This is a genomic window from Enterobacteriaceae endosymbiont of Donacia sparganii (assembly GCF_012569045.1).
Classification (GTDB): Bacteria; Pseudomonadota; Gammaproteobacteria; order Enterobacterales; family Enterobacteriaceae.
Map to the genome: position 1 here is coordinate 168,368 of NZ_CP046196.1, position 14,918 is coordinate 183,285.

Annotated in this window: 14 protein-coding genes and 1 tRNA gene; 2 read left to right on the top strand and 13 right to left on the bottom strand. The window is 17.5% G+C overall.

The genetic code is table 11. The features are described from left to right. From acpS to orn, 11 genes are all read right to left on the bottom strand, one after another. Window positions 1-393: a holo-ACP synthase gene (gene acpS, locus GJT98_RS00820; protein ID WP_168820929.1), complete on the bottom strand. Its 393-nt coding sequence runs from the start codon at window positions 391-393 to the stop codon at window positions 1-3. Between the two features lie 35 nt (window positions 394-428). Further along, window positions 429-1,256: a GTPase Era gene (gene era / locus GJT98_RS00825; RefSeq protein ID WP_168820931.1), complete on the bottom strand. Its 828-nt coding sequence runs from the start codon at window positions 1,254-1,256 to the stop codon at window positions 429-431. Window positions 1,257-1,286: 30 nt separating this feature from the next. Next, window positions 1,287-1,967: a ribonuclease III gene (gene rnc, locus GJT98_RS00830; RefSeq protein WP_168820933.1), complete on the bottom strand. Its 681-nt coding sequence runs from the start codon at window positions 1,965-1,967 to the stop codon at window positions 1,287-1,289. Window positions 1,968-2,023: 56 nt separating this feature from the next. Beyond that, window positions 2,024-2,785, bottom strand: coding sequence for a signal peptidase I (gene lepB, locus GJT98_RS00835; protein ID WP_246208946.1), 762 nt, complete (start codon window positions 2,783-2,785; stop codon window positions 2,024-2,026). Window positions 2,786-2,939: 154 nt separating this feature from the next. Then, entirely contained in the window at window positions 2,940-4,730 is a 1,791-nt protein-coding gene (lepA, locus tag GJT98_RS00840; protein ID WP_168820937.1) for a translation elongation factor 4, read from the bottom strand. A 56-nt stretch (window positions 4,731-4,786) separates the two neighbouring features. Next, window positions 4,787-6,829 carry a M3 family metallopeptidase gene (locus GJT98_RS00845; RefSeq protein ID WP_168820939.1) on the bottom strand — a complete coding sequence of 681 codons (2,043 nt, stop codon included), beginning with the start codon at window positions 6,827-6,829 and terminating at the stop codon, window positions 4,787-4,789. 128 nt (window positions 6,830-6,957) lie between these two features. Beyond that, window positions 6,958-7,701 carry a 23S rRNA (guanosine(2251)-2'-O)-methyltransferase RlmB gene (rlmB, locus tag GJT98_RS00850; protein ID WP_168820941.1) on the bottom strand — a complete coding sequence of 248 codons (744 nt, stop codon included), beginning with the start codon at window positions 7,699-7,701 and terminating at the stop codon, window positions 6,958-6,960. A gap of 93 nt (window positions 7,702-7,794) precedes the next feature. Further along, a complete protein-coding gene (miaA, locus tag GJT98_RS00855; RefSeq protein ID WP_168820943.1) occupies window positions 7,795-8,745 on the bottom strand; it encodes a tRNA (adenosine(37)-N6)-dimethylallyltransferase MiaA in 951 nt (316 codons plus the stop codon). A gap of 8 nt (window positions 8,746-8,753) precedes the next feature. Continuing rightward, window positions 8,754-10,469 carry a DNA mismatch repair endonuclease MutL gene (gene mutL, locus GJT98_RS00860; RefSeq protein ID WP_168820945.1) on the bottom strand — a complete coding sequence of 572 codons (1,716 nt, stop codon included), beginning with the start codon at window positions 10,467-10,469 and terminating at the stop codon, window positions 8,754-8,756. Between the two features lie 66 nt (window positions 10,470-10,535). Beyond that, window positions 10,536-10,612, bottom strand: a tRNA-Gly gene (locus tag GJT98_RS00865). 83 nt (window positions 10,613-10,695) lie between these two features. Further along, window positions 10,696-11,247: an oligoribonuclease gene (gene orn, locus GJT98_RS00870; RefSeq protein ID WP_168820947.1), complete on the bottom strand. Its 552-nt coding sequence runs from the start codon at window positions 11,245-11,247 to the stop codon at window positions 10,696-10,698. 102 nt (window positions 11,248-11,349) lie between these two features. On the opposite strand from orn, the gene asd reads away from it, so the two are divergent. Beyond that, on the top strand, window positions 11,350-12,222 hold the full coding sequence (gene asd, locus GJT98_RS00875; RefSeq protein ID WP_168820949.1) for an archaetidylserine decarboxylase: 873 nt from the start codon (window positions 11,350-11,352) through the stop codon (window positions 12,220-12,222). Window positions 12,223-12,243: 21 nt separating this feature from the next. On the opposite strand, the gene epmA is transcribed toward asd, so the two are convergent. Together epmA and efp are read right to left on the bottom strand one after the other, a co-directional pair. After that, a complete protein-coding gene (gene epmA, locus GJT98_RS00880; protein WP_168820951.1) occupies window positions 12,244-13,224 on the bottom strand; it encodes an elongation factor P--(R)-beta-lysine ligase in 981 nt (326 codons plus the stop codon). 29 nt (window positions 13,225-13,253) lie between these two features. After that, window positions 13,254-13,820 (bottom strand): elongation factor P, encoded by a 567-nt coding sequence (gene efp / locus GJT98_RS00885; RefSeq protein ID WP_168820953.1) that lies wholly within the window; start codon window positions 13,818-13,820, stop codon window positions 13,254-13,256. 66 nt (window positions 13,821-13,886) lie between these two features. Between efp and GJT98_RS00890 the strand changes: the two genes are divergently transcribed. Next, complete coding sequence (locus tag GJT98_RS00890; RefSeq protein WP_168820955.1) at window positions 13,887-14,864, top strand: KamA family radical SAM protein; 978 nt, start codon at window positions 13,887-13,889, stop codon at window positions 14,862-14,864. The last annotated feature ends 54 nt before the right edge of the window (window positions 14,865-14,918 follow it).

The following is a 14,918-nucleotide window of genomic DNA, read 5'->3' on the forward strand; positions in this document are numbered from 1 at the left end:
TTAAATTTTATATGTTTCAATTATAACTATTGCACAAGTATATTTTTTTTCATCTGATAATGAAACATGAACTTTATATTTGAAAACTATATTTTTTAAAAAATTTAAAGTTTTTTTATAAAATTTTATTTTTGGTTGACCTGTTACATAATGAGATAATTCTATTTGATTAAAAAATATACCATTAGTAAAACCAGTACCCAAAGCTTTTGAAGCTGCTTCTTTTACTGTAAAATATTTTGCTAAAATTTTAGCTTTATTATTATTTTTTTTATATATATTTAATTCATACTTAGTAAGTATTTTATATGCAAAACGTTCACCAAAACGCATAATAATTTTTTTTATTCTACTTACTTCTATAATATCAATACCAATACCAATAATTTTCATATTAATAATTTTAATTTACATAAATTTTTTATAAATTATTTTATTTTTATCCATATATTTAAATTTATTTTTTTTTTAAAAAATTTTTCTATACTTTTTTCAGATCTATATTTAATTAATTTTAATGTTGTAGCATTTTTACCTATTATTATTTTTTTTTGGTTTATATTTTTTATTAATAAAAAAATTTTTATTTTATTTGGTATTATTTTAAATTTTTTATAAAAAAAAACTTTAATATCTATTAAATAGGGTAATTCTTTATGTAAATATTTAATGATACTTTCTCTTATAATTTCTTTTAAAATAATTTCTTCTGTTTGATTAGTAATATAATTTTTAGGGTACTGATGTTTTTTTTTAGGTAAGTTTTTACAAATTATATTATTAATATCAATAGTATATAATTTATATTTAGCTGAAACCATAAATAAATAAATAAATTTTATTTTATTTTTAAGAAAATTTATATATGGTAATAATATACTTTTATTATTAATTTTATCTATTTTATTAAGAATTAAAATTATTGGTATATTTGTTTGATTTAAAATTTTTACAAATTTATTTTCAATAAAATTCCATTTATTTCTATCTAAAATAAATAATATATAATTATATTCATTATTTTTTAATGAATTTATAATATTATTATTATAAAATATATTTCCTGGAGTATCAATATACTTTATTTGATAAGAACCTTTATTATATATTCCTGTAATACTATAATTAGTAGTATTAATTTTATGAGAAATAATAGATATTTTTTTACCTATTAATGTATTTAATAAGGTAGATTTTCCGGCATTAGATCTACCTAAAATTAAAATACTTCCGTAATATTGAGATATTATTTTCACATAAATTACCTTTTATTATAAATAAATAAATTATTCAAGCCCAAGCTTTTTTAAAGCTTTTTCAGCAGCAGATTGTTCTGCTTTACGACGGCTTGAACCTATTCCTGTAATCATTGCAGATACCCCACTAATTTTACATTGTATTGTAAATTTTTGATTATGTACTTCTCCATTTATTTGTATTATAAAGTAATAAGGCAAGGGAAGATGTGATCTTTGTAAATATTCTTGTAATCTTGTTTTAGGATCTTTTTGATTATTTCCAGGTAATATTCTTTTTAATCTAAATTGATACCAAAGTAAAATAATTTTTTCTACTACTTTAATATTACTATCTAAACAAATACTTCCTATTAAAGCTTCCATTGTATCAGCTAAAATAGATTCTCTATTATATCCTCCATTTTTAAATTCTCCAGGACCTAAAAATAAATATTCACCTAATCTAAATTCTCTTGCGATACTTGCTAGTGTATTTCCTCTAACTAGAGTAGCACGCATACGACTCATATTACCTTCATTAACATCAGGAAATTTATTATATAATGCTTTAGCTATTATATAACTTAAGATAGAATCTCCTAAAAATTCTAATCTTTCATTATGTTTACTACTTGCACTTCTATGTGTTAAAGCTTGATATAATAAATTTTGATGATTAAAAATATAACCTAATTTTTCTTGTAATTGACTAATCATAATAAAATTCATATAATTGTATTTTTAATATATAATATTTTATATAAATAAGTAATATTTTAAATAAATTAATTAATTTTATGTATTCTATTAAATCTAATTTTAAAAAACCATGAATTTGTTTTTTTTTGAATACTTAACCAAATGAATACAGCTTTTCCTAATAAAAATTTTTCATGAACAAATCCCCAATATCTACTGTCAAAACTATCATCACGATTATCACCCATAACAAAATAACATTTATTAGGAACTTTCCAAGTATATAATGGCATGTTTTTTTGTTTATATATTTTTAATGTTTCATCTTTTATTTCTGGTATAAATAAAATTTTATGTGATAATCTATTTATATGTTCTGTATATTGTAAAAATCTTAATTTTTTTAACAAAATATATTTTGTAGGATTTTCATAAAAATTAATTAAATTACTTTTTTCAAGATGTTTATATTTTATAATATATGTTTTTATATATTTTTTATTATATAATGTAATTTGTTTATTTTTATAATTATAAAAAATTATATCTCCTGGTAATCCAATAATTCTTTTAATATAATTTATTTTAACATTTTTAGGGTATTTAAAAACAATTACATCTCCTCTTTGAGGAAATTTATTATTAACAATAATTTTATTATTTAAAGGATTTTTAATCCCATAAATAAATTTATTAACTAAAATAAAATCACCTTCTACTAAAGAAGGAATCATAGATCCTGAAGGTATATAAAAAGGTTCATATATAAATAAACGGATAATAAAAATTAATAATATTATAGGAAATAAAGAAACTATTTGTTTTATCAAATATTTTTTGTTTAACATACATATTATGTAATTATATATGTTAAAATTTTTATTTGAGTAAAAATAATTTAAAGTGATTATTTTATAATAAATCCATATACAACTAATTATTAAAAAACTAAAAAGAAATATTTTTGTATATATATTATTCATATGATATATTCTAAACCAATTATTTATTTATTTTTAACAAAGCTAAAAAAACTGAAGATGGTAATTTAATATTACCAATATTTTTCATCCTTTTTTTCCCTTCTTTTTGTTTTTGAATTAATTTTTTTTTTCGACTAACATCTCCTCCATAACATTTAGCAATTACATTTTTACGTAATTGTTTAATATTTACACTAGAAATAATTTTTTTCCCAATTGCTGCTTGAATCACAATATCAAATTGTTGTCTAGGAATTAATGTTTTAATTTTATTTACTAATAGACGACTATAAGCATAAATTTTACTTTTATAAGTAATTGTTGTTAAAGCATCAACACATTTTTTATTAATTAAAATATTTATACACATTAAATCAGATTTTTTAAATTTTAAAAAACTATAATCTAAAGATCCATATCCTTTAGTAATAGATTTTAGTTTATCAAAAAAATTTATAATTACTTCAACCATAGGTATTTCATAAATTAAAATTACTTGATTATTATGATAAATTATATTTCTTTGTATACCATGTTTAGTAATACATAATTTAATAATTTTACCTATGTATTTAATAGGAGAAAGAATTTTACATTTTAAAATAGGTTCTCTTATTTCTTTTATTAAATAAGATGCTGGAAATTTTGATGGATTATCTATGTATAAAATATCTTTATTAATTTTTTCTATTTGATATTTTACAGTAGGCATTGTTGTAATAATATTTATATTATATTCATTAAATAAACGTTGTTGTATAATTTCCATATGTAATAAACCTAAAAAACCACATCTATATCCATAACCTAATACATCAGAATTTTCTGGTTCAAAAAATAAAGCTGAATCATTTAAACTTAATTTTTTTAATGCATTACTAAAATTTTTATATTCATTTGATATAACTGGAAATAAACCAGCAAATACTTTAGGAATACTTTTTTTAAATCCAGGTAATATTATATTAGATGGTTTTAAAGATGATGTTATTGTTGCTCCTATGGGAATTTCATTTATATTTTTTATACCTAAAACTATCCAACCTACTTCACCACTATTTAATAAATTTAAATTAATTTTTTTAGGTGTAAAAATACCTATTTTTTCTACAAAATATTTTTTTTTCGTATTTAAAATAGTTATTTTCATACCTTTATGAATTTGACCATTTTTAATACAAACTAATGCAACTACTCCTAAATAATTATCAAACCATGAATCTATAATAAGAGCTTGTAATAATTCATGAATACTTCCTTTAGGAGGAGGAATATTTTTAATTAAATTTTCTATTACTTCTCTAACTCCTAAACCAGTTTTAGCTGAACATTTAAGATATTCTTTAGATTTAATACCTATAATTTCTTGTATATCTTTTTTTATTTTTTTAATATTTACAGTTAATAAATCAATTTTATTAATAACTGGTAATACTTTTAATCCCATTTCAATAGCAGTATTACAATTAGATAAAGTTTGTGCTTCTATTCCTTGTGAAGCATCTATTAATAATAAAGCTCCTTCGCATGCTGCTAAAGATCTAGAAACTTCATAAGAAAAATCTACATGTCCTGGAGTATCAATAAAATTTAATTTATAAAAATTATTATCATATGATTTATAATTTAAAGAAACACTTTGTGCTTTTATTGTAATACCTCTTTCTTTTTCTAAAATCATACTATCTAATACTTGTGATGTCATTTCTCTTTTAGATAATCCACCGCAAATTTCTATTAATCTATCTGCAAATGTTGATTTACCATGATCAATATGAGCAATAATTGAAAAATTTCTTATATTTTTCATAAAATAATATTTTTAAAATCCTATTTATATAAAAATAAATTTTAAAATATACATAATTATATTTTAATTCCTCTTTGTATAAGTAAAGCATTACTATCTAATTCTCTACCTCTAAATTTTTTGAATAAAATAGTAGGTTCTTCAGAACTACCTAAAGATAAAAAATTTTCTAAAAATTTTTTTCCAATAATTGGATTAAATAACCCATTTTCTTTAAAATAAAAAAAAGAATCAGCAGCTAATTGTTCTGCCCATAAATAACTATAATATCCTGCTGCATATTCTCCTCCAAATATATGATTAAATACATTAGTATATTTATTCCAAATAGGGAGTGGAGATATTGTTACTAAATTTTTTCTTATTTCTTCTATTAAATTAGATATTTGATTATTTTTTTTTATATTAAATTCATTATGAATTCTTATATCAAATAAACTTAATTCTATTTGACGCATAAGAGATAAAGCAGCATTATATTTTTTAGATTTAATTAATTTATTAATTATATTTATTGGAATATTATTTTTTTTTTCATAATGTTCAGATATTAAATTTAAAGATTTATTTTCCCAACACCAATATTCCATAAATTGACTAGGAAATTCAACAATATCTAAGAGTATACCATTAATACCTGATATATTTGGTATATCTATTTTTGAAGTAATATGATGTAAAGCATGTCCAAATTCATGAAATAAAGTTAAAACTTCGTTGTGATTAAGTAAAAAAATATTATTTATAGAAGGAGTAAAGTTACAATTAACATAAGCTACAGGATGTTGTAATATTCCATTATTTTTTAATATTCTAGATTGACATATATCCATCCAGGCACCACTTCGCTTTTCGGAACGAATATATAAATCAAAATAAATACTTCCATATAATTTATTATGAGAATCGAAAACATTAAAAAAAGTAACATTTTTATTCCAAACTGATACTTTTTTTTGCTTAAAAACTAAACCATAGATTTTATTAGTAATGTTAAACATACCTTTCATTACAATATTAATTGGAAAATAATCACGAATAATATTATCATTTATACCATATAAATAAAATTTATATTTTTCTGAAAAAAACGCTACATCCCATGGTTTAATATTAATAATATTATATTTTTTTTTAATAAATCTTTTTAAATTTAAAACTTCTTTTTGAGCTTGTTTTTTAGATAATTTTATTAATTTATATAAAAAAGATAAAACTTTATCGATTTTTTTTGCAGATTTATTTATTAAAGATTGTTCAGAATAAGAATTATATCCTAATAAATTAGATAATTTAAAACGTAAAGATAATTCTTTTATTATAATTGGTTCATTATTTAATTTAGATGAATTAGTTTCTATAGAAGAAGCTCTTGTATTATACATATAATATATTTTTTGTCTTAAATCTTTATTTTTACAGAATGTAATTATTGCTAAATAAATAGGATTATCTAAAGTAATTAGATATCCTTTTTTTTTTTTTAAAATAGCATTTTTTTTCATAATATTTATTATATGATTTGGAATACCATCTAATTTTTTTTTATCTAAAATATTTTTTTCTAATTGTTGAGTACTGTCAAAAACATTATTATTAAAATTATTTTGTAATTTTAATAAATTAGTAATTATTTTTAAATATATATTCTTTTTTTCTTTAGATAATAAAATTCCTGATAATTCAAAATCACGTATTATATCTTTAATAGATTTTATTTGCAATTTATTTAAATTTAAAATATTTTTATTATTTTTTACTTTTATATAAGCATTATATAAATATTTATTTTGTTTAAACCATATATTATAATTAGTTATTATTTGAATAATAATTTCATAATTTTTCCTTATTTCATTATTATTACATACATAATTTAAATGATTTATAGGTGAAAAAATACGATATAATTTTTCATCTAATTCTAATATTTTTTGACAAAAATTTTTCCAATTATAATTATTTTTATTTTTATTTAAAATTTGATCAATCTTTTTTTTAGTCTGATTAATTGTAATTTCTATTGCAGAAACCATACAATCATTTGTTATTTTATCAAAAGGAGGTAATAGGAAATCAAGTAATAAAGGATTATTCATAGTAAATTTCCAATTTTTATTAAGAAATATATAATTAAAATATTTAAAAAATATTTATTAAATATATAATATATTTTTTTAAAAAAAAATTATATTTTATATTAAATTATAGTAAGATTAGTTTTTAATTATAAAAAATAATTTTGTCTAGTTATTTCGAATAAACAAATTCCTGTAGCTACAGAAACATTTAAAGAATTTAAATTATTAAACATAGGTATAGAAAATAATAAATCACATTTTTTTTTAATAATAGGTCTTATTCCTTTATTTTCAGACCCAATAATTAAACATATTGGATATTTTAGTTTTTTACTATAAATAATATTATTTTTTTTATTACTATCTGTACCAGCTATATATATATTATAAGATTTTAAAATATTAATAATATTTATTAAACTTTTTACAAAAATTATAGGTATATCTTCTGCTGTTCCACAAGATATTTTTTTTACTGTAGCGTTTATTTTAACAGAATGATTTTTTGGTAATATAATCATATTAACATTAAATGCAACAGCATTTCTTATACATGCACCTAAATTATGAGGGTCTGTAATACGATCTAAAATAAGAATTAATATATTTTTTGATATATTTATAATTTTTATTATATCTTCTTCATTTAAAGATTTAGATATATTTATTATACCCATAATTCCTTGATGTATACTATTATTAGTTTTTTTATCTAACCATTTTTTATTTACTTTATGTATATTAATATTATATTTTTTTACATAATAAAATAATTCTTTTATCTTATTAGATTTTTTTTTACTATTTAATATAAAGATTTCTTTTAAAGAAATTGGTTTTTTTTTCAAAGTATTAATAATAGAATGCATACCAAAAATAATATCTTTCATATTATTTTAATGAATAATTTATAATAAATAAATATATCATAGAATATAAAAATTTCTTATAAAATTTATAGTTTAAATAAAAATTTTACTTAATTAATTTATTTTTTTTGTAATAAATTTTATAATATCATTATAAGCTTTATTAATATGATTACTATCAAACCAATATATGTTTTTCCAATAACGTAACCAAGTTAATTGTTTTTTTGCTAAATGACGTGTCGCAATAGTAGTATTTTTTATCATTTCTTTATAATTTATTTGATTTAAAATATATAGAAACATTTGTTTATACCCAATACATCTAATTGCTGGAAAATTAATTTTTAAATATTTATTTTTGATTAGATTTTTTACTTCTTCTTCAAATCCTAATTCTAACATTTTAAAAATTCTATTTTCTATATTTTTATATAGAATTTGACGATCATAATAAGTTAAACCAAATTGATATATTCTATAGGGAATTTTATTTCCTGGAATTTTTTTAATTTCATTTAAAGTTTTTCCTGTTAAAAAAAATATTTCTAAAGCTCTTAAATTTCTTTGTATATCATTACAATGAATTTTATTTGCAGAAAAAATATCTATTGTTTTTAACATATCATGATATGATTTATATAATTGATTATCTATTTTTTTCTTAATCATATTACGTATTTTAAAATTAGCTTTAGGTAATAAGGGAGACATAGTATTTATTAATTTATTATAGTAAAACATACTTCCTCCAACTAATAATGGTATTTTCCCTTTTTTACTAATATTATTCATAATTTTTAATGCATCATTATAAAATTCCATAACAGAATAAGATTCATAAGGTTCTTTAATATTAATTAACCAATGTTTTTCATAAAAAATATCAGTTTTTTTAGGTTTATCTGTTCCTATATTTAATTTTTTATAAATTAAAGAAGAATCTACGCTAATTAACTCAACAGGTAAAATTTTAGCTAAACGAGTAGCTAAATAAGTTTTTTTAGATGCTGTTGTACCCATTAAAAAAATGGCTATTGGTAATTTTTTTATTTTTTTATTCATTTTTTAAATTATAAATTAATCAAACAAAATAATTTTTTTATTGAAAAACTATTATATTCTAATTTTAATAATTCTAATTCCATTAATAAATCTATAATTTTAGAAAAATTCCATATTATATGGACATTAATTATATACTTAATTATCCATTTTTTAATTTGATTTAAAGATATTTTTTTTATGTTTAAAAAATATTTTAATAAATTAAGAAAAAATTCTTCTATATTATAATATGATAAAAATATAGGTACATATATTATATATACTGTATTATTAGTATCAAATTTTAATTTAAAACCTAATTTCATTAATTTTTTTTCAATATTAAATAATATAAAATATTCTTCTTTTTTAATTTTAATTGTAAAATTAATTGTTATATTATTTAAAATATTTTTATTTTGTAAGTGTAATTTAAATTTTATTTTTAATAAAAGAGAAATTATTTTTTTTATTAAAATAGAATATAAAAGTTTTTTTTTTTCTATAATAATATAAGTATTTTTAATAATGGTTAAATATTTACCAAAATTTTTAAAATTAAATATTGGATAATTATCTAGAAATACTAATTTTTTTTTTTCAATATTATTGAATAATAATTTATTCTTAGTTGAAAGTTTTTTTTTAATAAAAAAAGTTTCTAAATTTTTTAAATTTAATTGATAATTTTTATTACTTTCTATTAAAATAGGTTTTATATTATTATTAATTTTTTTTATAGAATTAGATAGTAATGTTGTAATATTTTCATATATAAAATTATATATTAATTTTATGTTATAAAAACATATATCTGTTTTTTGAGGATGTATATTTATATCAATTTGATTAGGTTCTATTTCTAAGTAAAATAAAAAAGAATATTTATAATCAATATTAAGTTGAGTATATAATATTTCTTTAATAATACGATAAATAAAATTAGTATGTATAATACGATTGTTAACATAAAAATATCTAAATAAATGATTTATTAATTTTTTTTGATTAAAAAAGATAATCCATCCATGTAATTTTAAATTTTTATAAGTTGAATTAATTTCTAATGCATTTTTTAAAAAATTACTACCATAAATAATTTTTATTCTATTTAAATAAGAAACATTATCTGTTACTTTTTTAAAATTATAAACAATTTTATTATTATATTTAAATTTAATTCCTATACCAAATTTCATTAAAATAATTTTTTTAATAATATTTTTAATATAAATAAACTCAATACTTTCATTAGAAAGAAATATTCTCCTAGCAGGAAAATTATAAAAAAGATCAGATAAAATTATGGTAGTACCTATAGGATGAGAAATCGGTTTTAAGTAAATTATTTCTTCATTAAATCCTTCTGTATATAACTGCCAAGCAATTTGTTGTTTTAATGTTTTTGATGTAATAGTCATTCTAGATATAGATTTTATACTTGTTAAAGCTTCTCCTCTAAAACCAAAACTTTTAAAAGAATCTAAATCATTTAAATTTTTTATTTTGCTTGTAGCATATTTTTTTATACATAAAACTAAGTTTTTTTTATTCATTCCTATTCCGTTATCATTTATATAAATATATTTTATTCCTCCTTTTTCTATACATAAATTTATTTGTGATGCTTTTGCATCAATACTATTTTCAATTAATTCTTTAATTACAGTTGCAGGTCTATCGATAACTTCTCCAGAAGCTATCCTTTTTATAACATTTTTTGGTAGAATTTTAATAGACATTTATGTACATATTTAATAATAAGATTTTTAAGAAATAATATTATGATATAAAATTTTTATATAAAATGGAGCGGGAAACGAGACTCGAACTCGCGACCCCAACCATGGCAAGGTTGTACTCTACCATACTGAGCTATTCCCGCTAAATATATTTATAAATAAATTTTATATTTATAAAATAATTTATTTAATAATATTAAATATATGTTTTATTTGTCAATCTATTTTAATTTTTTTTTAAAAAAATATAATTTTTATAAAATTTTAATTCATTAATAGATTCATATATATCATGAAAAGCACTATGTTTATTATTTTTTTTTTTTAACCTAGAATAAATTTTTGGATTCCATATTTTTACAAGTTCTTTTATTGAACTAATATCAATGTTACGATAATGAAAATATTTTTCTAATTTTGGCATATAATTAGCTAAAAATATTCGATCTTTATAAATACTATTACCACACAAAGGTGTGCTTTTAGGTTTAATCCATAATTTTAAAAAATTTAAAATATATATTTCTGCTTTTTTTTCATTAAATTTACTATTTTTAATTTTTTTAATTAATCCATTTTTTTTATGTATATTTTTATTCCATGAATCCATCAAATTTAAAATTTGATTTGATTGATATATTGGTATATTTAATCCTTTATTTATAATTTCTAAATTAGAATTAGTGATAAGAATAGCAATTTCAATTATATGATCTTTATTAGGATTAAGACCTGTCATTTCTAAATCTAACCATATTAAATTATTATTTTCTTGCATAAATAATATCCTTATATTAAATTTTAATAAAAAATATAAATATTTAATAATATTAAATTTATATATCACATTAAAATATTTTATAAAATTCTTATTAATAAAATGAAAAAAAAAATATATTTATATATACAATATTTATTACCAAAACTATTAATTACAAATTTTTTTGGTTATATTTCAAAAAAAAAACTTAATATTATAACTACTTCTTTAATATTTTTATATATTAAAATTTATAAAATAAATATGAAAGAAACACAAAATCCTAATATTTTTTATTATAAAACTTTTAATAAATTTTTTATAAGAAAATTAAATATGAATAATAGACCAATTGATAATAATAAAAATCACATTATTCAAAACACAGACGGTGTAATTAATGAATTAGGTGTTATTAAAAAAAATAAACTTTTTCAATTTAAAGGTTGTCAATATTCACTTTATAACCTCATAGGTCAAGATAATAATATAAATAAAATTTTTACTAATGGATATTTTATAAATGTATATTTATCACCTCAAGATTATCATAGAGTACATATGTCTTGTAGTGGAATTTTATTCAAAATGATATATATTCCTGGAAAATTATTTCCTGTAAATAATATAGTTTCTGAAAATTTATGTAATTTATTTATTTTAAATGAAAGAGTTATTTTTGTATTTAAAACATCATTTGGTTTTATGATAAAAATTTTAATTGGAGCACAAATAGTAGGTAGTATTTATACTTCTTGGTATGGAAGAATAATACCTCCTAGAAAAAATAAAATTAAAATTTGGAATTGGCCTTATATAGATAATTTTAATAAAAAAGATTTTATTTTTTTAAAAAAAGGAGAAGAAATGGGTTATTTTAATATAGGATCAACTGTAATTACTTTATTTCCCCCTAAAACAATTAAATTTAATCCTATTTTAAAAAAAGGATTAAAAATTAAAATTGGAGAATTATTAGCTTCTATTATTTAATTAATTAATAATTTTTTAAAATTAAGATTTTTTTATAGAAAAACTAATAGATTTATGAATAGATTTTTTTTTTAATAAAAACATAATGAATCTATCTAAACCTATAGCCATACCTGAACAGTGAGGAATACCACTATATTTCATTGCTTTTAATAAATAAATATCCATTTTTTTATATGGTAACCCCATTAATTTTCGTTTATTATTATCTTGATTAAATCTTTTTTTTTGTTCTAAACTATCAGTTAATTCTTGAAATCCATTACCTAATTCAACTCCTTTAAAAAATACTTCAAATCTATTTGCTATGTATTTCTTATTTTTATTTATAGTTTCAGTTGTTTTTTGTGATGCTGGAAAATTATATATTAATATAGGAGATGTAAATCCTAATTTAGGAACAATATATAAATCAAATATTATTTGTAAATAATCATCTACTATATTAGTAGTATTATTATTATTTTTATTATTTATAAAACCTATATTTTTTATTAAAAATAATAATTTTTTCTTACTTACCTGAAAAGGATTAATATTTAAATATTTTAAAAAAATTTTTTTATATGAATATTTTTTAAGTTTATTAAATCCAAATTCTATAAAAAAATTATCTACTTCTAATATTAATTGTTTTAAATTATATTTATAATGATACCATTCTAATATAGTAAATTCTGGATTATGATATTTACTTAATTCTCCATTACGAAAACTATGACATATTTGATAAATTGATTTATTTATTTTAGATGCAAGTATTCTTTTCATATGATATTCAGGACTAGTGATTAAAAATAATTTTTTTTTATTTTCATAATTAACAAAATTTGTATTGAATTGTTGTAAATGAATATTTGTATTTTCAAACTGAGTTAATATAGGTGTTTCTACTTCAATAAAATTTTTTTTATCAAAAAAATTTCTTATTTTTTTTATTATGATAGAACGTTTAATTAAATCATTTATTTTTGCACTAGTTAAGTAATTAAAATTTTTCATATAATGATTTTTAAAATTATTTATTTTTATTATTTATCACGAGAAATATATTTTTTTTTTCTTGTATCAATTTTAATTATATCTCCAATCTTAATAAAAGATGGAACTTTTATTATTTCGCCATTACTAATGGTAGCTTGTTTATTATTATTTATTGTATCTCCTTTTAAAACAAAACTTGTATTTATTACTTTTAATTTTATAAAATTAGGTAATGTTAAAAATATAGGAATTTTATTCCAAAATGTTATGATATAATCATATTGGGATATTAACCATTTTTTTTTATTTTTAATAATTTTATGATAAATCATAATTTGTTCAAAATTATTTTTATACATAAAATAGTAAAAAATTTTTTTTTCATTATATAAATATTTTAATTTTTTTTCAAAAATATCTGCAGTATCTAAATGATCAGTAGATCTAAATGTTTTATCAATTAATTTTTCTGTAATTAAATTACGCATTTTAATTCTAACAAATGATTGTCCTTTACCAGGTTTTACAAATTCATTATCTTCTATAATATAAGGTTGATTAGAAAATATAAATTTCATCCCAATTTTAAAATTATTACTATAATAATTAACCATTTATTTTCTCTATTTCAAAAAATATTATTTTATAATAATATATATTTATAAAAATTAAATAATTTTATGAAAGAACTATGGTTACAACAATTAACTAATATTATTAATAATAATATTGATTTTATCAAAATATTAAAAATAAATAAAAAAAATAGTAAACAATTTTTATATAGACAAAAAAATATATTTTTTAATGTCAAAATACCTATAATTTTTACAAAAAAAATAGAAAAAACAAATTATAAAGATCCAATTTTATTACAATTTATTTTTAATAAAAAAGAGTTAATTATACATAAAAAATATAATAATAATCCATTAAATGAAAAATTTATTATTCCAGGTATGATACATAAATATAAAAATAGAATATTAATATTAATAACAGGTATTTGTGCGGTACATTGCAGATATTGTTTTCGTAAAAATACAAAACAAATTAATTCCATTAAAATGTGTCATTGGAATCAAATAATTAATTATATTAAAAAAAATTCAGAAATTAATGAAATTATTTTTTCTGGAGGAGATCCATTAATTTTGAATGATAAAAAAATTGATTTTTTTATTAATGATATAAAAACTATATCTCATCTTAAAGTATTAAGAATTCATACTAGGATAGTATCTATCCTTCCTGAAAGGATTACAATAAATTTATTAAAAATATTTAGTAAATGTAATTTTCATATTGTAATAGTTACACATATTAATCATTATAATGAAATTAGTGAAGAATTATTTAATAAAATTTCTTTATTAAGAAAAATAGGTTTAACTATTTTAAATCAAAGTGTTTTATTAAAAAATATTAATGATCATGATAAAATTTTAATTAAATTAAGTAATACTTTATTTAGTATTGGAATAATTCCTTATTATTTACATCTTTTAGATAAAGTACAGGGTAGTAAACATTTTCATGTTTCTGAAAATAAAGCTAAAAAAATTATGAAAAAAATTTCATCATCATTATCAGGTTTTTTAGTTCCTAGATTAGTTAAAGATATTTATGGTAAAAAAAGTAAAAATTTTATTATTTAAAATATAAAATTTAAATTTTTTATAATAAAAAAGCTGTGCTTAAAATTCATGCAC